This is a genomic window from Pseudomonas sp. VS40 (assembly GCF_018587885.1).
Classification (GTDB): domain Bacteria; phylum Pseudomonadota; class Gammaproteobacteria; order Pseudomonadales; family Pseudomonadaceae; genus Aquipseudomonas; species Aquipseudomonas pergaminensis.
In genome coordinates, this window is record NZ_JAGYWD010000011.1 from 38,995 (window position 1) to 61,803 (window position 22,809).

Genomic DNA, 22,809 nt, shown 5'->3' on the forward strand with positions numbered 1-22,809 from the left:
ATGACCGTCCTCAGCCGATGCTTGTTGATTCTGGGCGTAATGCTGGCCAGTGCCTGTGCCCAGCAACCCGCGCCTTTCACTCCACCCGCCGAGCGGCCGACACCGGCCAACGAAGCGCCGTGGCCGAAAAACCATTTCCTGGGCATTGCCTACCACGACGTCGAGGATCGCGACCCCGATCAGGCGGTGGTGGCGGTGCGCACCGAACGTCTGATCGAGCAGTTGGCCTGGCTGCGCGAGAACGGCTACCAGGCGGTCAGCGTCGACCAGATCCTGGCGGCCCGCAACGGTGGGCCGGCGTTACCGCCCAAAGCCATCATGCTCAGCTTCGATGATGGTTATTCTAGCTTCTACACACGGGTGATGCCGATCCTGCGCGCTTATCACTGGCCTGCGTTGTTGGCGCCCGTGGGCTATTGGATCGATACGCCACTGAACAAGCCGGTGGATTTCGCTGGCCAGCCACGGCCGCGTGGCGAATTCCTCACCTGGCAGCAGATCCGCGAAGTGTCCCAGTCAGGCCTTGTGGAAATCGCGGCGCACACCGATGCCAGCCACACCGGCATCCTCGCCAACCCCCAAGGCAACCTGGAACCGGCGGCGACCTCGCTGCGCTTTGACCCGGCTACGGGGCGCTATGAAAGCCAGGCGCAGTTCGATGCACGGATGCGTGCCGATGTGATGGCGATCTCCAACAAAATCCAAAAGGTCACCGGCAAGAAACCGCGCGTGTGGGTATGGCCGTACGGCGCAGCCAAGGGCACTTCACTGGCGATCGTCGGCGAGCAGGGCTATCAGATGGCCCTGACCCTGGAAGATGGCCTCGACAGCTCGAATGACTTGATGAACAGCCCACGCTTCCTGGTGGCCTCCGACCCGGACGGCGAGCACTTCGCCAACAGCATCGTCGCGGCGCAAGCCAAGGCACCGCTGCGCGTGTTGCACGTGGACCTGGATAACGTCTACGACCCGGACCCGGCCCAACAGGCCCGCAACCTCGACCAGCTGGTGCAGAGGGTGGTCGACATGGGCGCAGGCACCGTGTTCCTGCAAGCCTTCGCCGACCCCAAGGGCGACGGCCTGGTGCATGAGCTGTACTTCCCCAACCGCCACTTGCCGGTACGTGCCGACTTGTTCAACCGCGTCTCCTGGCAATTGCACACCCGTGCCCATGCGGCTGTGTATGCCTGGATGCCGGTGCTCAGTTTCGCCCTCGATCCCAAGCTGCCACGCGTGACGCGCTGGGACCCGGAAACCGGCAAGGTCGGCCTCGACCCGGACCAATATAAGCGCCTGTCGCCGTTTGACCCGCAGGTGCGCAAGATCATCGGTGAGATCTACGAGGACCTGGCACGCAACAACGCCATCGACGGTGTGCTGTACCACGACGACGCCGTGTTCAACGACTTCGAAGATGCCAGCCCGGCCGCGCTCAAGGCGTATGCCGCCAACGGTCTGCCAAACACCATCGAGGCCCTGCGTGCCGACCCGGCCGTGATGCAACGCTGGACGCGCTTCAAGAGCCGCTACTTGATCGACTTCACCAATGAGCTGACCGCCAAGGTCCGTGCTATCGGTGGGCCGCAGGTGCAGACCGCGCGCAATATCTTCGCCGAGCCGATGCTCAATCCGGGCAGCGAAACCTGGTTTGCGCAGAACCTCGATGACTTCCTCCAGACCTATGACTGGACCGCGCCCATGGCCATGCCGCTGATGGAAGGCCAGGAGTACAAGACCTCCAACGCCTGGCTGGAGAAGCTGGTGGCGACGGTGAAATCGCGCCCTGGCGCGTTGGAACGCACGGTATTTGAACTGCAAGCCAAAGACTGGCGCACCAAAGAAGCGCCGGATATCAATGCCAAGCAAATGGCTGAATGGATGGGTGTGCTCAAGCGCCAGGGTGTCACGAGTTTTGGTTACTACCCGGACAACTTCCTGGAAAACTCCCCGGACCTGAAGACTGTGCGTCCGGCCCTTTCCAACCAATGGAACCCTTGACCATGTTCGACAGAATCCTGGCTTTATTCGTGCTGGCATTGGTATTGGGCGTGCCCCTGGGCCTGATCTTCCTGGTCACCGGGCAGTTCCTGATGGACTTCGTGTTTTTCTACCCGCTGTTCATGTCGGCGTTGTGGATCGCAGGCGGCCTGTATTTCTGGCTGCACTGGGAGCGCCATTGGCCGTGGGAAGAGGACACACCGGCGCCCACCTTGGCCGGCAACCCGCTGATCTCGATCATCATCCCTTGCTACAACGAAGGCGATAACGCCGCCGATACCATGCGTGCGGCGCTGGGGCAGGTGTATGCGAACATTGAAGTGATCGCAGTAAACGATGGCTCCACGGACAACACCGCTGCGGTGCTCGATGCGTTGGCACTGGAACACCCACGCCTGCGCGTACTGCACCTGGCGCAGAACCAAGGCAAGGCTGTGGCCTTGCGCATGGGCGCAGTTGCCGCGCGCAGCGAGTACCTGGTGTGCATCGACGGTGATGCGTTGCTGGATAAAAACGCGGCGGCCTACATGGTCGCGCCGATGCTCGATAACCCGCGCCTGGGCGCCGTGACCGGCAACCCGCGCATTCGTACACGCTCCACTTTGATCGGCCGCGTGCAGGTGGGTGAGTTCTCGTCGATCATCGGTTTGATCAAGCGCACGCAGCGGGTGTTCGGCCGGATCTTCACGGTGTCGGGTGTGGTGGTAGCGTTCCGTAAAAAGGCGCTCGACCGCATCGACTACTGGAGCACCGACATGATCACCGAGGACATCGATGTCAGTTGGAAGCTGCAGCTCGATCACTGGAGCATCTTTTACGAGCCACGCGCCCTGTGCTGGATCCTGATGCCCGAGACTGTCGGCGGCCTGTGGAAACAGCGCCTGCGTTGGGCCCAGGGCGGTGCTGAAGTGCTGTTCAAAAATATCCGTGGCATCTGGCAATGGCGCCATCGCTACCTGTGGCCGCTGCTGTTCGAATACTGCCTGTCCACCGGTTGGGCGTTTACCTTCCTGTTGTCGGTGATCTTCTACGTGCTTGGCAAGTTCATGGTGTTGCCACCGGCGATCGCGGTGGACTCCCTGGTCCCGCCAGCGTTTACCGGCCTGGTGCTGGCGATGGTGTGCCTGTTGCAGTTTGCGGTGAGCATCATCATCGACCGCCGCTACGAGAAAGACCTGTGGAAGACTCTGTTCTGGACCGTGTGGTACCCGATGGTGTTCTGGCTGGTCAGCCTGTTCACCACCCTGGTCAGTTTTCCCAAGGTGCTGTTCAACCAGCATCAGAAGCGTGCGCGCTGGGTCAGCCCTGATCGCGGCATCAAACCTACTGAAGAGGAGGCGTGATCATGAAACTGGTCAGAACCCGCCAACGTACGGTGATGTGGATTATCGATGTGCTGTTGACCCTGATGGCCTGGGCCGGGTTGATCTGGCTGCTGGCGCGCGGGATAAGCTCGATGCTGGAAACCCACGGTGGGCCGCGGATCGAGGCGCCGATTTTTGCCGCCCTCAACACCCTGCAGATCTACCTGTGGATCGCCCTGTTCAACGCCGTGATCCTGATCAGCTGGGCGCGCTACCAGCAGCGCCGAGGCCGCAAGTTTGCCCAGCGCCGGGCCGAGGCCAAGGCCCTGACCGACCAGAACCTGAACGAAAGTTTCAGCCTGGGCGAAGGCGACCTGGAGCAGCTGCGTCGACCGGGTGTGCTGGTGATCCATAACGACGAGGACGGCGGTGTTGCCGAAGTGAAATCCCACGTATCCCGTGATGTGGAGAAGCCTGGGCTGACCCTGGTGCCGGGCAAGGACCAGAATAAAGACGCCAGCTAGGTAAAGGCTGGAAGGGTCGTTCCCATGCAAGGTGGGAACGATCTCGTTTAATCCCGACAAATGGGATCCAACTCACAAAACCGCCGCGAACTTTTCTGCACTTTCCGGTACTAACTTATCTCGGCAAGAACTTGATGGCCAACTAATGGCAATTTATAAGTTCTCCGACGAATCGCGATCAATAGTGCTGCCGCTTGTCGGAATAATAAGTCCGATTACAAGTTGCATGACCTTTTGATTATATTAAGTCGTTATCAATCAATGGCTTGTGGTGAAAACTAGTACGAGCGTCTAACTAACTCGGCTTTTTGAGTGGGTGCAAGTTCGATGTTAGTTTGCCCGCCGTTGATTTTCGATGGATCGAACATGTCTTTGTTATTGCCACGGACCCGGTACCTGCTGTGCACTTTCCTGCTCGCTTATTTGAGCCTGAACAGCGCCATGGCCGCCCCTACGCCTGGGGATCAAGACCTGATCCGCGACCGGCAGAACCGGCTCCTTGAAGAGCAGCGCCGGCGCCTGGAAGAGCTTCAGGACCTGCCCGGCAAAGACACCAAGCCCCAGGCCCCGGCGCTGCCGGCGGATACGCGTTGCTTTCCCATCCAGGACATCGAACTCAAGGGCGCCGACAGCCTGTCCGCCGCCGACCGCACGCGCTTGCTCAAACCCTATATCGGCCAATGCCTGGGCGTTACGCAGCTCAATGAACTGCTCAAGGTCATCACCGACGACTACATCGCCAAGGGCCGCGTCACCAGCCGCGCCTACTTGCCACAACAGGACCTTTCCAGCGGCCATCTGCAAGTGCTGGTGGTCGAAGGCAAACTCGAAGGCATCAAGGGCGCCCAGGGCAGCACGGTCACCGACCGCGAACTGGCCATGGCGTTTCCCGGCAAGGTCGGTGAAGCGCTCAACCTGCGCGAAGTCGAACAATTGGTGGATCAACTGAGCCGCCTGCCGTCCAAACAGGCGCAAATGGAACTGACCCCCGGCACCCAGATCGGCGGCAGCGAAGTGCTGGTCAAAAACCAGCCGCAAAAACCCTGGCGCGCCAGCCTGTCGCGCAATAACGACGGCCAGAAAAGCACCGGCGAACAGCAGTGGGGCGCCGGCCTTGAGTGGGACAGCCCGCTGGGCCTGGCCGATCAACTGATCCTGCGCGGCGGCCACGACGCCATCAGCGACCATCAGAAAACCTCGAAAAACAGCATGCTGTATTACAACGTGCCGTGGGGCTGGTGGAACTTCAGTTACACCTACAGCGAGAGCGAGTACCGCGCGCCGGGCGACCTTGACGGCTACAAGTACAAGCAAACGGGCGACAGCCAGAACCACCAGGTGCGTGCCGAGCGCGTGGTGCATCGCGATGACGTGAGCAAGACCTCGGTCAACGTCGGCCTGACCCATCTGCGCACCAACAACTACTTCAACGACGAGCGCCTGGACGTCAGCAGCAACCGCCTCAGCGAGTTCCAGGTGGGCATCAACCACGGGCGCCGCATCGGTAGCGCCTTCGTCAACCTGGATGTCGGCATGCAGAACGGCACCGGTGCCTTTGACGCCCAAAAGGACGACCAGGAACGCATCCGCGGCAACCTCACCCCAACCCCGCGCTACCGCAAATACACCGCCACCGTGAGCTACCTGCAACCCTTCACGCTGTGGGGCGAATCGTTGAGTTTTTCCAGCCTGGCCACCGGACAGCGCAGTGAGGACGTGCTGTATCCGGCGCAACGCATGAGTCTCGGCGGCTCGTACTCGGTGCGCGGGTTCAAGGACCAGCAACTGACCGGCGACAGCGGCGGCTACTGGCGCAACGAAGTGCGCTGGGCACGCCCGGTGACCCTCGACTGGATGCGCCCCGCCTTTGCCGAATACGGCGCCAGCGTCGGCTATGACCAGGGCGTGATTCGCAACGATCGCTACAACGATGACCAGCACGGCAGGGTGTCGAGTAACTCCCTGGAGCTGTTCGCTCGCGGCAAAAACGTCAGCACCAGCGTGACCTTTGCCCACTCCCTGGAGCGACCTGGCGTGATGACCGAGCGCGAAGCGCCGATCTATTTCCGCCTGGATTTCTACCTGTAATTCAACGCCCGCAGCCTTTGAGATTTTGAATATGGACGTTCGCCCCGTTACTGCCCTGAAAACCCTGAGCCAACGCGGCCTGGCCTTGATCCTGGCCAACGCGCTGTTCTGGCAGCCACTGCTGGCCCAGGCCGACGGTATCGTGGTCAGTGGCCCGGGCACCACGGTCGGCCAGGCGGGCAACGGCGTGCCGGTGGTGAATATCGCCACGCCCAATGGCAGCGGCCTGTCCCATAACCAGTTCAAGGACTACAACGTCGGCCCCAACGGCGTGATCCTCAACAACGCCAACAGCATTGTGCAAAGCACGCAACTGGGCGGGATCATTGTCGGCAACCCGAACCTCAAGGGCGGCGCGGCGAATGTCATCCTCAACGAAGTCAAAGGTGGTAGCCCCAGCCAATTGCGCGGCTACACCGAAGTGGCGGGCCAGTCGGCCAAGGTCATCGTCGCCAACCCCTACGGCATCAGCTGCAACGGCTGCGGGTTCATCAACACCCCCAACGTCACCCTGACCACCGGTAAACCGGTGATCGATCAGGCCGGGCAACTGAAAAGCTACCAAGTCGACGGCGGCGCCGTGACCATCGATGGCAAAGGCCTGAACGCGAGCAACGTCGACCACTTCGAGATCATCACGCGTTCGGCCAAGATCAATGCGCAGATCAACGCGAAACAACTCACGGTGATCGCCGGGCGCAATGACGTCGACGCCCAAAGCCTGAAAACCACCGCGCGCGCCGACGACGGCAGCACCAAGCCGGAACTGGCCATCGACTCGTCGGCCCTGGGCGGCATGTATGCCGGTGCGATCAAACTGGTGGGCACCGAAGCCGGTGTGGGGGTGAAGCTCGACGGCACACTGGCCGCCAGTGGTGGTGATATTCAGCTCGACGCCAACGGCCACCTGAGCATGGCCCAGGCCGCCGCCAGCGGTGCGGTGGACATCAAGGCCGCGAGTCTGGAGACCAAGGGCGCGGTGTACGCGGGCACCACCCTCAAGGCACAGACCAAGGGCACCCTGAAAAACAGCAAGACCCTCGCCGCGCGCGACAGCATCACCCTGGCCAGCAATGGCCAGTTGACCAACAGCGGCATCGTCGAAGCCGGGGTCAACGCCGACAACACCCGCAATGCCGGTGGCGACGTCACCCTCGACAGCCAGCACCTCACCAACACCGGCACGGTGATCGCCAATCGCAGCCTTACCGCCACCGCGCAAAGCCTGGATAACCAGGGCGCTACCTTGAGCGCCAAGCAGGCACTGAACGTCACCGCCGCCAGCGTCGACAACCGCAACAAAGGTCGCCTGCTCAGCGACGGTGCACAAACCCTCAACGTCAGCGGCCTGCTGGACAACAGCCAGGGCGGCATCATCGACAGCACCGGTGCGTTCACCCTCAACGGCAATACCCTGGATAACAGCACCGGTAGCCTGACCGCCGGCGGGGCGATCACCCTGGATTTGATCGGCGACCTGATCAACCGCAACGGCAAGCTGGCCAGCGCCGGGCCGCTGCTGATCCAGCGCGCCGCTCACGTTGACAACCAGGGCGGCAAGCTCGCCAGCCAGGGCTTGCTGACGGTATTTGCCAACAGCATCGACAACCGTAACACCGGCACCCTGGCCGCCAACGCTGGCCTGACCCTGACCACCAGCGGCCTGTTGCAAAACAGCGGCAACGGCCTGATCCACAGTGAAAACGCTGGCGTGACCATCACCGCCGGCACCCTCGACAACAACGGTGGCCGCATCGCCGCCAAGGGCGGTGATGCGCAGATCGACGCCACTGACTTCAACAACGGCAGCGGCGCGTTGTTTGCTCGCGATCGCGTGCACCTGACCGGTATGAATGTGGATAACGGCGGCGAGATCGCCGGCAACCGGATCGACATCAGCCTGGAAGGCGCATTGAATAACCGAGGCCTGATCGAAAGCGCCACGGCCCTTGATGTCGAGACCGCCAGCCTGAACAACAGCGGGCAAATGCGTGCCTTGGGCGCCAGCGGCAAGACCCGCTACGCCATCGGTGGCCTGCTCAACAACAGCGGCAGCCTGGAGACCGCCAACGACCAATTGAGCCTCGCCGCCAATCGCTTCCAGAACACCGGTGGCAAGGTGTTGCATGTGGGCACCGGGGTGCTCGACCTCAGTGGCATCAGCCTCGATGACGTGGGTGGCAGCCTGGTCACCAACGGCGACCTGACCTTCGACAAAGTCAATTGGACCAACAGCACCGCGATCCAGGCCGGGCGCCTGACCGTCAACGTGGATAACCTGCAACAGACCGCCACCGGCAAACTGCTCGGCACCCGCGCCCTGGTCGGCAGCGGCAAGGACTGGATCGTGGGCGGCAGCGTCGCCAGCCAGGGCAGCCTGGATCTTTCGGTGGGCAACCTGCTCAACGACCACGGCCTGATCTTCAGTGGCGGCGACCTGAACCTCAAGGTCGAGCGCCTGAAAAACCTCGGCGCCACGATCTACGCCATGGGTAACCTGCGCGTCGACCGCGACGGCCAGGGCGGCTTGGCCACCAGCATCATCAACAGCTCGGGCACCATCGAGAGCGAGCGCAACCTGGTCCTGGCCGCCAGCACGATCCAGAACATCCGTACTGTGCTCACCACCGAGTCCGGCATCTACAGTGCCTCCATCACGCCCATCGCCTGTATCGACGGGGTGACCGGTGGCGACTGCGAAGGCGGCAAGCAGAACCGGCCGTTCCAGATCACCCAGCGTGATCACTTCATCGTCAGTGATGCCACGGCAGCGTCCAGCATCACCTCGGGCGGCAACATGCTGCTCACTGGCGGCGAGCTGCTCAACAGCAGCAGTAGCATCGCCGCCGGTGGCAACCTCACGGCCATCGTCAACCAACTCACCAACGTCGGCGTCGTGACCCACGATACCCAGTATGACCGCGTCTTTACCTCCGCCCGCGAGCGCAAGCCTGGAGGCTGGTACCGTGAAGCCGCTGCGTTCACCCAGCGCTATTCGGCGGGCCAGGACATGACCGGCGTCGAAGCCGGCCTGGCGTCGTTCATTGGCAAGATGGAGGGCGAGAAGGACAAGCTGCGCAAGACCACCCAGTTGATGGCGCCCGACCAGAGCTACGCCGCCGTCATCCAGGCCGGCGGCAGCGTAGACGTGAAGGCCCAGGCCGGCATCGACAACAGTGTCGTGCGAGGTGGCTACACCTACGTCGGCAGCGGCGCCAACACCAATGCGCCAGGCTACTCGACCCTGGTCAGCCTCAACGCGCAACTGCCACCGGACGTGGCCCAGCAACAGGTCAACCCACTGCGCCTGCCCGGCTTCGACCTGCCCACCGGCCAGAACGGCCTGTTCCACCTCAACGACAGCGATGGCGCCAAAGGCCTGCCCACCAGCCAGTTCGCGGCCAGCCCGCATAAATACCTGATCGAAACCAACCCGCTGTTCACGGCTATGCGCAAGTTCCTGGGCTCGGACTACATGCTGACCAAGCTCGGCTATGACCCCGACACCGCGCAAAAGCGCCTGGGCGATGGTTTCTACGAACAGCGCCTGATCCAGCAAGCCGTACTCGCCCGTACCGGCCAGCGTTTCATCGACGGCCAGACCAGCGACGCCGACCTGTTCAAGCACCTGATGGACAACGCCATCGGCAGCAAAACCGCGCTTAACCTGTCGGTGGGCGTAAGCCTCACCGCCGAACAGGTCGCGGCCCTGACCCACGACATCGTCTGGCTGGAAAACGCCACCGTCGCCGGGCAACAAGTGCTGGTGCCGGTGTTGTACCTGGCCCAGGCGAACAACCGCCTGGCACCCAACGGCGCGTTGATTTCCGGCACGGACGTCAACCTGATCACCGGCAGCAACCTCAACAACGCCGGCACCTTGCGTGCCACCGGCAACCTGCTGGCGAACGTCGGCGGCAACCTCACCAACAGCGGCTTGATGGAGGCCGCTGGCCGTCTCGACCTGCTGGCCGGCAACAACCTGAGCAACCGCGCAGGCGGTGTGATCAGCGCGGGCAACGTCAACCTCGCCGCCGGCGCCGACCTGCTCAACGAACGCAGCGTCACCACCCACGAAAGCGCCAGTAGCTACCGTACCGAACGCAGCGACTTCGTCAACAGCGCCGCGCGCATCGAATCGGCCAACGATCTGGCCATGCAAGCCGGTGGCAACGTCAACAACGTCGGCGGCGTGCTCAAGAGCGGTGCCGACACCACAGTCAAGACGGCGGGCGACGTCAACATCACCGCTTCAAAAAGCCTCGACAGCGGCGCCATCGGCAATCGTTCCAGCTTCACCACCATCGCCCAGCAAGGCTCGGTGGTCGAGGCAGGCCGCGACCTGCATGTGATTGGCGGGCGCGACATCAGCGCCGTGGCCAGCCAGGTTAATGCCAAACGCAATTTAGCGATGGCGGCTACGGGTAATTTGAGTCTCGGTTCGGTCGCGAACGAGCAACACTCGGCATCTAATTCGAAGAAGGTTACGAGCCGGGAAGATCATGTCCAACAAGTGGGCACATCGTTGGTGGCCGGTGACAACCTTTCCTTGAGTGCAGGCAACGACCTCCTCGTCAGCGCCAGCCGCGCGAGCGCCGGTAAGGAAGCTTACCTGTACGCTGGCAACGACCTTGCGCTGAACGCCGTGCAAGACAGCGACTACAGCTATTACCGCAAAACCAAAACCAGCAGCGGGTTGCTGTCCAGCAGCCAGAAGACGCGCATCGATAGTAGTAACCAGATCAGCCAGCAGGGTTCTTCCATCAGTGCTGACACCGTCGTTGCGCGCGCCGGGCGGGACATCGGCACAACCGCCAGTGACGTGGTTTCCACCAATGCCACCAGCCTGATTGCCGGGCGCAATGTGGTGATTGACGGGGCGACGGAAACCTTCGGACAAAGCCATTCCTCCTCGACTAAAAAATCGGGTTTGATGAGCTCTGGTGGGATCGGCGTTACCTTGGGCTCAAGCAGCAACCAAAACACCTTCACCAGCAGCACCGAGACCACCCGGGCCAGCAACATCGGGAGTGTGCTGGGCAGTGTGGACGTCCAGGCTAGTAAAGACCTGACCATTCGCGGCTCTGACGTGGTTGCCGGTAAGGACATCAGCCTTATTGGGCAAAATGTCAGCATCCTGGCGTCCGAAAATAACAATCGCAGCGAACAGACGGCCAAAAGCAAAACCAGTGGTTTGACCCTGGCGTTATCCGGCACTGTGGGTAGCGCGGTGGACTCCGCTTACAAGACCGCCAAACAAGCCAAGAATGAGGACGACGGCCGCCTCTCGGCGCTGCAAGGTGTGAAGGCGGGTTTGACGGGTGTGCAGGCGTGGCAGGCGGCACAGCAGAATGGCGGCATGACCAGCGCTAACGCTGGGCAGTTTGTAGGCATCGCCATCTCGCTCGGCTCGCAAAAATCCAGCTCCAAACAGACCCAGGAGCAGACAGCAAACCAAGGCAGCAGCCTCACCAGCGGCAATAACCTCAGCATTGTAGCCGCCGGTAACGGCACGCCTGGCGCAGACGGGGACATCCGTGTCCAGGGCAGCAAGCTCCAGGCCGGTAATGAAATGCTGTTGGCAGCAGAGCGTGATATCCGCCTGGAAGCAGCCGCCAACACACAAAAGCTTGATGGCAAGAACAGCAGTGGCGGTGGTGCCATAGGCGTCAGCCTTGGGTTCGGTTCCAGTGGTGCTGGCCTGAGCATCTTCGCCAATGCGAATAAGGGCAGCGGCAACGAGAAAGGCACCGGTACAACTTGGACAGAAACGACATTGGATGCTGGCAAGCAAGTCAGCCTGATCAGTGGGCGCGACACCGTCCTTAAAGGCGCACAGGTCAGTGCAGATCAGATTAAAGCCACAGTCGGTCGCGACCTGACGCTGCAAAGTCTGCAAGACACCGACGACTACAAGTCCAAGCAAACAGATGTCAGCGGCGGCGCGAGTTTCACGATTGGCACCATGACGGGTAGCGGCTCGCTCAGCGTCAGCAAAAGCAAGATCGACTCCAACTATAAAAGTGTGCAGGAGCAAACTGGCCTGTTCGGCGGTAAGGGCGGCTACCAGATTGATGTGGGCAACCACACGCAACTCGATGGCAGCGTGATCGCCAGCACTGCAACTCCGGACAAAAACCGCCTGAGCACCGGCACCCTTGGCTGGAGCGTTTTGAAGAACAAAGCCGACTATACAAGCCAGTTGCAGAGCGCCAGCGTCAGCAGTGGCAACAATGGCGTTGAAGGTTTCATCAGCAATATGCCGAGTGGCACGCTGGTCGCATTCAACCATGGCGACAGCGACAGCGGTACCACGTCATCGGCCATTTCCAACGGCACCCTCGACATCCGCGACCCTGCCAAACAGCAGCAGGACGTTGCAACGCTGAGCCACGATGTCGAACACGCCAACGGCAGCATCAGCCCTATCTTCGATAAGGAGAAAGAGCAGAAGCGCCTGCGGCAAGTGCAGTTGATTGCTGATATTGGCACTCAGGCGTCGGACATCGTTCGCACTCAAGGCGCCATCAACGCGGCCAACGCTCAAAAAGATCCGGAAGCGATAGCAGCTGCGCGAGACAAGCTGATCAGGGAGGGCAATACCCGGCCAACGGATGAACAGATCGCCGCACAGGTGACCCGTACGGTGATGCAGCCGTACGGAACGGGGGGCGATTATCAACGTGCCGCTCAAGCGGTGACGGCAGCTTTGCAAGGACTGGCAGGGGGTGACATCGGCTCTGCCCTTGCGGGTGCGTCGGCACCCTATCTGGCAAACCTCATCAAGCAATCAACGCAGGGCAACGATACCGCCCGAATCATGGCCCACGTGGTATTGGGTGCTGTGGTTGCACAGGCCCAAGGGAACTCGGCGGGTGCCGGTGCCGCGGGAGCTGGTACGGGGGAGTTAATTGCGGCGCGGTTGTATCCGGATATTAAAACTGAGAATTTGAGCGAGGAGCAGAGACAGACCGTATCGGCGCTTTCGACATTGGCGTCGGGGTTGGCAGGCGGGCTTGCAGGAGGTGACCTGAGCGGTGCAATTGCCGGTGCAAAGGCTGGCAACAATGCGGTTGAGAACAACTCGCTGGGTGATATTGCAAGTGCGTTAGCTGAGGGTAAGACACTTGAACAAAAGGCTGAAGAGCGCATCAAGGCTGAAAATGAGCGCTACAAGGAGCGAAACTGTGCAGGACTGAGCGCGCAAGCGTGCTCGGTGCAAATGTATGATGAGCGTCGTGAAAACCTTGCTTATACGGTGGCGGGTGGTGCAGTTGTAGCCGGAACGGTGGCAGGAGCCATGCTGCTTGGTCCAGCACTGTTAAATGCCTGTGGGATGAACCCAGTAGTTTGTACCGAACTGACATTAACAGCAGTTGAGTTGCCCTTTGGTGCCGCGACGGCTGGCGGTACGGCGTTAGGTGTGGGAGGATTTGGCAGGCTTGCAGCGAAGGAGGTAGCTGCTACTGCAGATGCTGCGGCAGCAGCGCGGAATGTCGAGACTGCAAAAGGTAGCGCTCTTGATGCAAAAGGTGCAGGTACATCTCTAGAGCGAGATCTTGCCTACGAAAACCCATCGAACCTTGTCCAAAATCGTGTAAGTGAAATTCAGTCACAAATACCTGCGAATTCTCAAGGCCGAATAACTATGGGGGTTGCGGTAGTAGAGGATACGAATGGTGTTCGCTCTGTTCTAGTCAGTACAAGTGAACCTCGTGGCTATCTTCGTCCTGGAGTGAGTTTGCAAGAAGGTGAGAAAGTAGTTGTTGGTACAGGCCACGCAGAAGCGGATATTGTCAGCTATGCCAATGCCAACGGATTGAAAGTTGTTGATATCGGTGCCACACGCCCTGTCTGTGCATCATGTCAGAACGTAATTGAACCGACAGGGGCCAATGTGTCAACGCCATTAAAACCACTGCCAAAGGCTAAACAATGATTATGCGTTTAGAGACGGTTGAGAAAGGCCTTGTAGAAAAGCTTAAGTTAGTCAGTGAGGAGCAACGAAGAAGTGCTGTAAAAGTGGCTTGCGAACTTGCTTTTCAGGCCTGTCCAGTGGAAGTGCCTATTGTTGTCGAGTCTCTTAGGCAACTAAGATCTGGTAATAAACTTACGACTGATCAGATTTCTGAGCTAGATGCTTTAGCTGCACAGTTGGATGAGAAGTATTTTGACTTGCAAGACAGTCTGGACGAAGGGCAAAACTTAAATGTAGAAGGCCTTCAGCTGTTTAGCCAAGCTCGCGCTGTATCGGCGCTGTCCTTAGCTGGTGGAGAGAACTCGCTTATGGCAGCAGCCGAAGCAATATATGAAGCATCATCAGCCGTTGATGATGGAACTCAAATTTTTAAAGCAGTACTTTCGGGTTTGCCAAAGTCTTAATCAGTAGGTCTTTTGCTTTGCCTAATATCCGGCGCATTCTTGGAAAAATAGGGGTCAGACCACGATTAGTGCACCAGTGTATATTGGTGGCCTGACCCCTATTTCATGTTTGTCTCCCCTGGTAGGCGTTAAGCCGGCTACGTATACTTCTGGTCAAATAAGCTCAGCGTTGCAGAAAGCCTATGGCGGTATAGGACGGCCCGAATTGTTTGAGTCAATAAAGCACCTGATTAAATAGGTATGCAAGCATGACTGATAAACAGATATATGAACTAGCTATTGATGATCTTGCTTGTTGTGGTGTTTGGTACTTTCCTATGGATGAGTCTGCGGAAGATGAGTTAACAGTTCGCCCTCTCATTGATAAGGAAACTTGTACTGACGCTCAAATAATCGTTCGCGCTAGTTTTGTTGGGGGAGATGGTACTAGTTACTTGGGCTATCTGTACTGGGATGGCGGTGGGGAAGTTGAGTACTTAAAGCCTGTCATTCTTCTTGAAGATGGCTCGTTTGTTACATTATGGAATGGGATGGTTGAACCTTCTTGGGCAGACTACTCTGCAAGAGCTCAAGAGCTAAGGAACGGACTTCCTTTCTCATATATTTCAGATTCCCTTCTCGAGCTGCCTGAAATTTCAGGAAGGCTTGAGGGACTATATTACTTAGATGGAAATCACATTTCCTGGGTAAGTTGATGGTTCAAAAGGACCTGCGAGCGGCTCGCCGTCTGGTGAAACAAAGTTAGTCGGTAACGGTAAACCAGCGGCTAATGATGCGAATTTTACAGCAACATCCACATCAGTATGGACGAGCATCTCGAGTGGGTGATCGGGGCCAGACACCCTTTTTGTTTGAGTTTCGAGAAAAGGGGACAGATTTATTTAGTACCGACCAGCGCCAAACCTAAATAAATCCGTCCCCGTTTTTCTACGTCCCCGTTTTTAAAAAAGTTTGGGATAGATTGATAGAGCAGAGTTCTTCAAAAGCTAGAGTGATAACGAGCAAGGAGTTTTTTGATGAATTTGGAAAATGACTTAAATGATGTACTTCATGATATTTTTGAAGGGCGAAAAGATGTGGCCATGTTTGTTGTAAGTGGCAAATATTATTATGTTGTTGATGATAAAGAAAACTATTGCATCGATGTTGGGGTGGAGTACAAAGCCTATATAGATGCTGGTGAAATGGACGCGGATCTTTATGATGATGTAGTAGCTAATTTTAGAGGTGGCATCCCTGTGCTGGATGTCAATACCTTTTCTCGGTATCTAGAAGCTGCAAGTTTGATTGAGTTTTCTGTTGAGGAAATGCGGGACTTTTTCTGTTTTGGATATTCTCCGGAACATCTCTTAAGAAAATAGGGGTCAGACCACGATTAGTGCACCAATGTATATTGGTGGTCTGACCCCTATTTCTCGCCAGCTGACTTGCCAGCTGTTCGAGTATTTGAAAAGGATGGGCTAGTCTATAGTTTAGATAATCGTCGAGTTCTAGCTGCATCTGCAGCCGGTGTGCCCATCAAAATCGTTCCCGCCACCGAGGCCGAAATAGCCAAGGAAATTGGAAGGAAGATGACTACACCAAACAACGGCTCTATAATTTGTGTTCGTGGGGTTTGTAAATAGGTGACTTATGGATTTAGATAAGATGATTGAGAGTATTAAAACAAGAGAGGAGTTTGCAGATTTTATTTGTGGGCTTAAGGAAGATTTGGAGCTGAATTCAGGCGAGTGGGAAAACCCTACGCTGGAAAGGTTTTTGGATGCAATGGAAGCTTGGGTTCGAGCAATGAATTTCTATGCAATGAACTCTGGAGATGAGGAAGCCCTCGTCCCTAGTTGGCAGACATTTGCAAAAATATTGTTTGCATCTAAGATTTACGAATAGTATTAGCGTTTTAATTGGTTCGTTGGAGGGAAATAGGGGTCAGACCACGATTAGTGCACCAATGTATATTGGTGGTCTGACCCCTATTTCTCTGGGCGCTTAAATCAAATGTGATGGGAGAGGTATTAGAGGGGCAAGTTGGAAGGGCATTGAGCGAAAAAGGGATGCTTTTGGATGAAAATAGGGGTCAGACCACGGTTTTGCGCTTTTTAGAGTTCAGCAGAATTGCTCTTTTAAAGTATGATTTATTTTTTGTAATTATTCGATTGTGTTGGCCTGGTGATGGGCGGCTAAGCTGTAAGCCCTTATTCATTTGGGGGTTTATATGGCTCGCCGTCCTAGAGTTATACTGCCGGATATCCCGTTGCACATTATTCAGCGGGGAAACAACCGGTCTGCGTGTTTTTATTCAGACGAAGACTATATTTTTTACATTGATAAATTAGACCTGCTTGCTGAATTGTATGGCTGTAAAATTCACGCAATGTGCTTGATGACAAATCACGTTCACTTGTTGTTGACTCCCACCTGCTTCGCAGGGGCTGGTCTACTTATGAAAGGGCTGGGTCAGCGCTACGTTCAATACATCAATCGAACCTATCAACGAACGGGCACGTTGTGGGAGGGACGTTTCCGCTCCTGTCTGGTTCAAAAAGACAACTATGTTTTAGCTTGCTATCGATATATCGAAATGAATCCGGTTAGAGCGGGCATGGTTGCTCATCCGGGCGACTATCGCTGGACCAGTTACAGGGCAAATGCACAGGGTGAGGCATCAAGCTTTTTAAGCCCACATGCGGTCTATAGAGAGTTAGGTAGCAGCACCATGCAGCGAGCCAAATCCTACCGGTCTTTATTCAAGGATCGGCTTTCACCTGAGTTGATAGAGCAAATTCGATTTTCTACAAACGGTAATTACGTTTTGGGCGATCAGAAGTTTGCGGCCGAGATTGAGCAGGCATTAGGTAAACGAGTTTCGCAGGGGGTGTCAGGACGCCCAAGGAGTGTGAGCTAAAAGAATAGAAGAATAGTGGTCTGACCCCTATTTCCATAAAGTGAAGAATGACTTAATCAGTCAATGGGAGGCTAATACAGGCCAAATGTGGCCGCGCTATACTGAGGACGTTCTTGCTAAGAATGGGCTTACAGTGTCACGAAAGGCGGGGCAACCTTTCGATGCACATCATATTATTGAAAATAGCTTTGGGGGGCCTAATGAATGGTGGAACATGCACCCTGCTAGATTCCCGGATCAGCGCCAAGGTGGAATCCATCGCGCGGGGAGCGTAGCGCGAGAAATTTTCTCAGATAAAAAATAGAGAGGCTCTGATGGAGAACTTTGAAGTTTTGATGCGAGAGAAGAAAGATGAGCATTTATTGGATGGGTTAGACGCTGTGGATGATGCAGTTTTACGTGCGATAAGAGACAGTTTTCAAAATGTTCCCGAAGATTATCTGGCATTCTTAAAAGACTTTGGTGCTGGAGAAATTGACTATGCAGGTATCATGCTTTACAGCGGCTTTTTAGAGGCTGAAGAGATTTTTGATGCAGGTACTGCTAACGCTTTTCGGGATATTCGATTTTTCGGAGATGATATGCAGGGCCGATGCTTCGGCTTCGATACAAACGACAACTGGTCTGTAGTCGAAGTGGACTCATCGAATATGAATATTAGAAAGTTGTCTGATGAATTTTCTTGTTTTTTATATGGTTTACTGAGTTGAGGGGAATAGGGGTCAGGGAAATAGAAAGGAAAATAGGGGAGGAAAATAGGGGGCGGACCACGATTAGTGCACTTATGTATATTGCTGGTCTGACCCCTATTTCCCCTATTTCCCCCGAGCAAATGCACAGCTGGAACCTTCAGCACTTATAACGCCTCATGATTGTTATAAGGAATTGGGAAAATATAGTGGTCAGACCACGGTTTTGCGCTTTTTAGAGTTCAGCAGAATTGCTCTTTTAAAATATGATTCATTTTTTGTAATTGTTCGATTTTGTTGGCCTGGTGATGGGCGGCTAAGCTGTAAGCTCTTATTCATTTGGGGGTTTATATGGCTCGCCGTCCTAGAGTTATACTGCCGGATATCCCGTTGCACATGATTCAGCGGGGAAACAACCGATCTGAGTGTTTTTATTCAGACGAAGACTATATTTTTTACGTTGATAAATTAGACCTGCTTGCTGAATTGTATGGCTGTGAAATTCACGCAATGTGCTTGATGACAAATCACGTTCACTTGTTGTTGACTCCCACCTGCTTCGCAGGGGCTGGTCTACTTATGAAAGGGCTGGGGCAGCGCTACGTTCAATACATCAATCGAACCTATCAACGAACGGGCACGTTGTGGGAAGGACGTTTCCGCTCCTGTCTGGTTCAAAAAGACAACTATGTTTTAGCTTGCTATCGATATATCGAAATGAATCCGGTTAGAGCGGGCATGGTTGCTCATCCGGGCGACTATCGCTGGACCAGCTACAGGGCAAATGCACAGGGCGAGCCATCAAGCTTTTTAAGCCCACATGCGGTCTATAGAGAGTTAGGTAGCAGTACCGTGCAACGAGCCGAATCCTATTCACCATTGGAACTTCGGCAAGACAGATTTCCCAACGCAGATCGTTGACCCTCGCCATCTTGTGCCCGTACCTTCGCGCGAGGCTCATCAACTGATACACCAACAAACGAGCGCGACCTCTAACATCTGGGTGGGGCCTATTTCTCCGTTGCACCGAATAGAGATCCCCGAATGGTCGACGCCCCTGGCGCCAAAACGGTGAAGGCATGAACGTTAAAACAGCATTGGAAGCGCTGGGGTTACCCCACGCGTTGGTGGCCTGCGCCGATGGAAGCATCGACCCGCCCATTTGCACGCTGCAGGCCCCTGCCGAGTGGTATGGGTTTCCACCTGCGCTGATCCCGATATGGAGTGACGGATCTCGGCCTACCTATATTGGGTACTGGAAGCACTGGTTTGTTGATCGTGAACCCACCTTCGTAAAAATGTACGTTGGCAGCGACCGAATGACCGTCGAGATCGCCCGCACGCCTGAGCAACTGATGGCCGTGCTCGCCATGATGTCCATGAGTCTTGAGGAGGGTGTCACGCCCGAACTTGAGCAGTTCGCCAAGGCGGTGGGGCTTGATTGCCTGGGCGCATTGGATGCGCAATCTTTGAAAAGTGGCGACGACCCCAAAGGCTTCGCCAACGTCGAACCGTTCAAGACGTTGACGCCACTGGCCAGTGTTGCTGACGGCGTAACGCGTTACACCGGAAACTTCCCGAACCCGTCCGCCCCAGCCCCTGATTGGTGGGAAAGCAGCTGCTATTTTGAAGTTGTCGACGAGCACATGCCGGTGCCCAAAGGCGTGGAATTGCCCGCGTGGTTTGATCCTGAACGCGAGAAAAAGCCGTTGTTCGAGGCTTATATGCAAGCGGGGCGCCTTGACTGCGCATGGCTGACCTTGAACTCCACTGGCTGGTCCATCGCCGATGCACGCCAGGCACTGGTGGCATTGCAGGCTCGGGCCGGTGATGAACGCTTTGATAAAGTGGTCGACTATTGGTTGTCCATTGCGGATCTGGATGCCGGAGGCTATTGAACTTGGCTGATTCGTAGTGGTTAAAGGTTACGTGCAATGGCGAGCCACGCAGTAACATGCGCGCCCGATGGCCTAATCAAGGATGATCAATGAAACCTGTAAAACTCTCCCTCCAAGCCTTCCTCATGTCCTGCCTGGTAGCTGGCTGGGGCCTGGTGTACGTCGATCGCATCAAGTGGGGCATCCGCGTCGCGGCACTCTTGTACACCGGTATCATCCTGATGGGCCTCTGCGGGGTGATCGCAACACCGGTCGGGTTGTATGTGCTGTTGGGCTTCATCATCGCGGTGAAGCTGGCGTCGGCGGTTGCGTCCGCCGTTTTGGCACGCCGCTATACAGGCCCGCTGGACGTACCGCGTAAACGGTTCCACGCGCTCTACGTTGGCGTGCTGATCGTGATCACCTTGATTCTGCTGACCGTGCTCCGGGCGCCGTTGCTGGGCTTCAATACGTACTTCGTGCCGACAGGCTCGATGGCTCCCACAGTGTCGATTGGCGACTACATCGTGTCCGACCTCAAGGCCGGTGCGCCCAAGGTCGGCGACATCGTGGTGTACCGCTGGAATGGCACCGAAGCGATCAAGCGCGTGGCGGGCATCGGCGGCGATACCTTGGCCATCGTGAACGGCGAGTTGATCCGCAACGGCGAAAACCTCGGCTTCTTCCACGCACCGGCAGACCGGGTCAAAGGCGCTGAGTCATTGACGCTGGCACCGGTAAAGGTCGAACCGGGTCACGTCTACCTGCTGGGTGACAATCGCTACAACAGCAACGACAGCCGCTTCATGGGCCAAGTCCCGGTTGCAGAGGTGGTGGGCAAGGTCACCGGGATCTGGTTCTCGAATGATCGCGCACGTATCGGCACGTTATTCCCGTGAGCCTTCCGACGTTCAGTCAAGTACACGGGCACGATTGAGAAAGAGTGTGAGCCCATCTGCGCCCGCTCAAGACAGACACAAACACCTTGAACCTGGAACGACACCGCATGGACGTCAATAACACCGCTAAACGCCCGACGATTCTGGCCAGCATCGGCCGACGCCGGGCCGCGCTCATCCTCCTTTGCCTGGCAACACTCGCAGGTTGCCAGGGTGTCCCCTACCGAGGCGCCGAAGATCAGGCGCGGATCAACGCCGACTTGAAACTGGGGGCGACACCTTCCCAGTTCATCCCCTTGCGTTGGGCTTACTCGGACTATGGCATTCAATCCGGTACCCAGACAAAGGATGCGGTTGCCGTGGTGCAACCGGGCCTGGTCACGCTGGTGGGGTATGAGGGCGGGCACTATGTGAGCCAGGCCAGCTTCCCGGTGGCATCGGTGGACTGTGCCTACATCTTCGAAAGCGAGGGCAGTGACAGGCCGGTATGGCTGCTGCAAAAAGAGCGCTTCGTGTTCCTTTCGCCGAGCGACCATCGTGGCAATGGCGACATGGCCAGGCGCGTGCAACTGGTCAAGGAACTGGGCAATAGCGGTTTCAAGTTGCAGCGCGATGCCCAGGGCCCAGCCTACCGCCCGACCGGGAAGTCGGAGCGCCAGTTGGTGCTCAATACCGTCGTTGGTCATCACATGGAAGAGGTCGCCGAGAACCAGGCTTACAACGTGTGCCGGCCTCAGTGACCCTTTGAATAGCCTGTGTGGCAAGCCCGCTTGCCACACAGAACGGCGTGCGCCCGTGCCGGTTTACAGCAACTTGCGTTGTACTGCTTCGTCCAGTGTGCTGCGCGTCAACGTCTCGACCACTTCCCGCGTATCAGTCTGGAACGGCAGGCCCACGATCAGCACCAGATGCACCCAGGTGCGCACCGACTCACTCTTTTTGACCCGGCCCAGCTCCTTGCCATCCTTGTCCTTGAACACGGTTTCAAGGGTAAAAATGTTTTTCGCGGTAGTGGGGATCACGAAGAATGTGAAGCCAGTAATGAACGCCGAAACCGGGCTGTATTCTTCATTGTTGTGCAGTGTGGCGTCCACATAGAGGTCCGAGTCGGCCTTGTCGGTGCTGACCCGCGAAAAGCGGTTGGACTGTTGGAAGGTGTCGGCCACAGCCTTTTCCCACAGCACTACCGGGGCGCCGACTGCCGCATTGCCCGGGCCGCCGTTGACATGGTTTTGCGCCGTGGTGCGCACGTACGCGGTAGGTTTTTGCGCCGGGGCGTGAGCGGTCGGTGGCCAGGTCTGTACCACTGGCAGTTCGTGTTGCGAGTAGGACACGCAGCCGGTCAGCAGGACCGCCGCGAGTACCAGGCTGTGCTTGATCAATCCTTTCATGTGTTGCTCCTTGAAACTAAGGTTTCGCCAGTTTGGCGGTGGCGGTGTCGAGCAATTGCGCGATCAGTTTGGTCAGTTGCTGGCCGCCCATCGAAGGCGCCCAATACTGGCCGCTGTAAAGCCCGACGTTGTGTTCGAACGTGATCGACTCCTTCGCCGATGCCAGTTCCTTGCCGTCGCGATCGACGATGACCAGGTCGCCGGCCACGTCAAAACTGTCCACGTAGATGGGGCCGTTGACCCAGATCCAAATGGTCAGCGTCAGCAGCGCGCCGGGGACGTAGGCCGGGTGCGGGGCGCGATGGCCCTTGAGGGAAGTCATGTTGAATTTGAGCGTGACGTCGTGCTCACCCAGGCGTACCGGGTACTCGGTGACCTGCTTGAAATAACCCGCCGTGCGCACGTATTGGTTGATCTGGGCCGTCAATGAGCGGCTGATGGCCGTCTTGTTGGCTTCGTTGACGTCGGCGGCACTCACCGTCACATCGGCAACTTGTGCACTGCGCGCGCTGCTGGTGGAAACCGGATGGAGCGGGGCGCCGATGGGGCCGGTGACGGTGTAGGAGACACAGCCGGTCATCGACAGCGCGGCAAAGAGCACCGTCGCCCGTAGGAGGGTTTTCGACACGTAATATCCCTATAAAAGAACGAACCAAGCCACTGTCTCGCCCTTTACGGGCATAACTTGAGCACGCAATTTTATTTATCAGGATGAGGCAAGAGCCATTATTGTTTTTGTTTGCCACACAACGTCT

At 57.0% G+C, this 22,809-nt stretch carries 17 protein-coding genes; 15 read left to right on the forward strand and 2 right to left on the reverse strand.

The window, feature by feature from the left end; all coding sequences use genetic code 11:
- The 15 genes from pgaB to KHP07_RS25865 all read left to right on the forward strand — a co-directional run bounded on the left by pgaB (position 1) and on the right by KHP07_RS25865 (position 21,403).
- The gene (pgaB, locus tag KHP07_RS25795) at positions 1-1,998 is read left to right on the forward strand and encodes a poly-beta-1,6-N-acetyl-D-glucosamine N-deacetylase PgaB (RefSeq protein WP_214498277.1); all 1,998 of its coding nucleotides are present in this window, start codon (positions 1-3) and stop codon (positions 1,996-1,998) included.
- Positions 1,999-2,000: 2 nt separating this feature from the next.
- Entirely contained in the window at positions 2,001-3,341 is a 1,341-nt protein-coding gene (gene pgaC / locus KHP07_RS25800) for a poly-beta-1,6-N-acetyl-D-glucosamine synthase (protein ID WP_099491524.1), read from the forward strand.
- A gap of 2 nt (positions 3,342-3,343) precedes the next feature.
- Positions 3,344-3,826, forward strand: coding sequence for a poly-beta-1,6-N-acetyl-D-glucosamine biosynthesis protein PgaD (pgaD, locus tag KHP07_RS25805; RefSeq protein ID WP_078046304.1), 483 nt, complete (start codon positions 3,344-3,346; stop codon positions 3,824-3,826).
- Positions 3,827-4,192: 366 nt separating this feature from the next.
- On the forward strand, positions 4,193-5,914 hold the full coding sequence (locus tag KHP07_RS25810; protein ID WP_078046305.1) for a ShlB/FhaC/HecB family hemolysin secretion/activation protein: 1,722 nt from the start codon (positions 4,193-4,195) through the stop codon (positions 5,912-5,914).
- 31 nt (positions 5,915-5,945) lie between these two features.
- Positions 5,946-13,853, forward strand: coding sequence for a two-partner secretion domain-containing protein (locus KHP07_RS25815; protein ID WP_100491780.1), 7,908 nt, complete (start codon positions 5,946-5,948; stop codon positions 13,851-13,853).
- Positions 13,850-14,296 carry a hypothetical protein gene (locus tag KHP07_RS25820; RefSeq protein WP_078046307.1) on the forward strand — a complete coding sequence of 149 codons (447 nt, stop codon included), beginning with the start codon at positions 13,850-13,852 and terminating at the stop codon, positions 14,294-14,296. Before KHP07_RS25815 ends, KHP07_RS25820 begins: the two co-directional genes overlap by 4 nt.
- A 248-nt stretch (positions 14,297-14,544) precedes the next feature.
- A complete protein-coding gene (locus KHP07_RS25825; RefSeq protein WP_214498278.1) occupies positions 14,545-14,991 on the forward strand; it encodes a hypothetical protein in 447 nt (148 codons plus the stop codon).
- Positions 14,992-15,312: 321 nt separating this feature from the next.
- Positions 15,313-15,657: a hypothetical protein gene (locus KHP07_RS25830; RefSeq protein WP_214498279.1), complete on the forward strand. Its 345-nt coding sequence runs from the start codon at positions 15,313-15,315 to the stop codon at positions 15,655-15,657.
- A gap of 271 nt (positions 15,658-15,928) precedes the next feature.
- A complete protein-coding gene (locus tag KHP07_RS25835) occupies positions 15,929-16,183 on the forward strand; it encodes a DUF7660 family protein (RefSeq protein WP_032612633.1) in 255 nt (84 codons plus the stop codon).
- Positions 16,184-16,508: 325 nt separating this feature from the next.
- Positions 16,509-17,198: a transposase gene (locus tag KHP07_RS25840; RefSeq protein ID WP_214498280.1), complete on the forward strand. Its 690-nt coding sequence runs from the start codon at positions 16,509-16,511 to the stop codon at positions 17,196-17,198.
- 314 nt (positions 17,199-17,512) lie between these two features.
- Complete coding sequence (locus KHP07_RS25845; RefSeq protein WP_214498281.1) at positions 17,513-17,908, forward strand: SMI1/KNR4 family protein; 396 nt, start codon at positions 17,513-17,515, stop codon at positions 17,906-17,908.
- Between the two features lie 330 nt (positions 17,909-18,238).
- Positions 18,239-18,808, forward strand: coding sequence for a transposase (locus tag KHP07_RS25850; RefSeq protein WP_250883731.1), 570 nt, complete (start codon positions 18,239-18,241; stop codon positions 18,806-18,808).
- A gap of 158 nt (positions 18,809-18,966) precedes the next feature.
- Positions 18,967-19,785, forward strand: a complete 819-nt coding sequence (locus KHP07_RS25855) for a hypothetical protein (RefSeq protein ID WP_143523141.1) — start codon at positions 18,967-18,969, stop codon at positions 19,783-19,785.
- 89 nt (positions 19,786-19,874) lie between these two features.
- Positions 19,875-20,663, forward strand: coding sequence for a signal peptidase I (gene lepB / locus KHP07_RS25860; RefSeq protein ID WP_214498282.1), 789 nt, complete (start codon positions 19,875-19,877; stop codon positions 20,661-20,663).
- A 107-nt stretch (positions 20,664-20,770) separates the two neighbouring features.
- Positions 20,771-21,403, forward strand: a complete 633-nt coding sequence (locus tag KHP07_RS25865) for a hypothetical protein (protein WP_100491776.1) — start codon at positions 20,771-20,773, stop codon at positions 21,401-21,403.
- A gap of 63 nt (positions 21,404-21,466) precedes the next feature.
- On the opposite strand, the gene KHP07_RS25870 is transcribed toward KHP07_RS25865, so the two are convergent.
- Positions 21,467-22,054 (reverse strand): hypothetical protein, encoded by a 588-nt coding sequence (locus KHP07_RS25870; protein ID WP_078046321.1) that lies wholly within the window; start codon positions 22,052-22,054, stop codon positions 21,467-21,469.
- A 16-nt stretch (positions 22,055-22,070) separates the two neighbouring features.
- The gene (locus tag KHP07_RS25875; RefSeq protein ID WP_078046322.1) at positions 22,071-22,682 is read right to left on the reverse strand and encodes a hypothetical protein; all 612 of its coding nucleotides are present in this window, start codon (positions 22,680-22,682) and stop codon (positions 22,071-22,073) included.
- Positions 22,683-22,809 lie beyond the last annotated feature (127 nt).

Coding starts and splice junctions, on each gene's coding strand:
- pgaB (WP_214498277.1), top strand. CDS start 1: ATGACCGTCCTCAGCCGATGCTTGTTGATTCTGGGCGTAATGCTGGCC.
- pgaC (WP_099491524.1), top strand. CDS start 2,001: ATGTTCGACAGAATCCTGGCTTTATTCGTGCTGGCATTGGTATTGGGC.
- pgaD (WP_078046304.1), top strand. CDS start 3,344: ATGAAACTGGTCAGAACCCGCCAACGTACGGTGATGTGGATTATCGAT.
- KHP07_RS25810 (WP_078046305.1), top strand. CDS start 4,193: ATGTCTTTGTTATTGCCACGGACCCGGTACCTGCTGTGCACTTTCCTG.
- KHP07_RS25815 (WP_100491780.1), top strand. CDS start 5,946: ATGGACGTTCGCCCCGTTACTGCCCTGAAAACCCTGAGCCAACGCGGC.
- KHP07_RS25820 (WP_078046307.1), top strand. CDS start 13,850: ATGATTATGCGTTTAGAGACGGTTGAGAAAGGCCTTGTAGAAAAGCTT.
- KHP07_RS25825 (WP_214498278.1), top strand. CDS start 14,545: ATGACTGATAAACAGATATATGAACTAGCTATTGATGATCTTGCTTGT.
- KHP07_RS25830 (WP_214498279.1), top strand. CDS start 15,313: ATGAATTTGGAAAATGACTTAAATGATGTACTTCATGATATTTTTGAA.
- KHP07_RS25835 (WP_032612633.1), top strand. CDS start 15,929: ATGGATTTAGATAAGATGATTGAGAGTATTAAAACAAGAGAGGAGTTT.
- KHP07_RS25840 (WP_214498280.1), top strand. CDS start 16,509: ATGGCTCGCCGTCCTAGAGTTATACTGCCGGATATCCCGTTGCACATT.
- KHP07_RS25845 (WP_214498281.1), top strand. CDS start 17,513: ATGGAGAACTTTGAAGTTTTGATGCGAGAGAAGAAAGATGAGCATTTA.
- KHP07_RS25850 (WP_250883731.1), top strand. CDS start 18,239: ATGGCTCGCCGTCCTAGAGTTATACTGCCGGATATCCCGTTGCACATG.
- KHP07_RS25855 (WP_143523141.1), top strand. CDS start 18,967: ATGAACGTTAAAACAGCATTGGAAGCGCTGGGGTTACCCCACGCGTTG.
- lepB (WP_214498282.1), top strand. CDS start 19,875: ATGAAACCTGTAAAACTCTCCCTCCAAGCCTTCCTCATGTCCTGCCTG.
- KHP07_RS25865 (WP_100491776.1), top strand. CDS start 20,771: ATGGACGTCAATAACACCGCTAAACGCCCGACGATTCTGGCCAGCATC.
- KHP07_RS25870 (WP_078046321.1), bottom strand. CDS start 22,054: ATGAAAGGATTGATCAAGCACAGCCTGGTACTCGCGGCGGTCCTGCTG.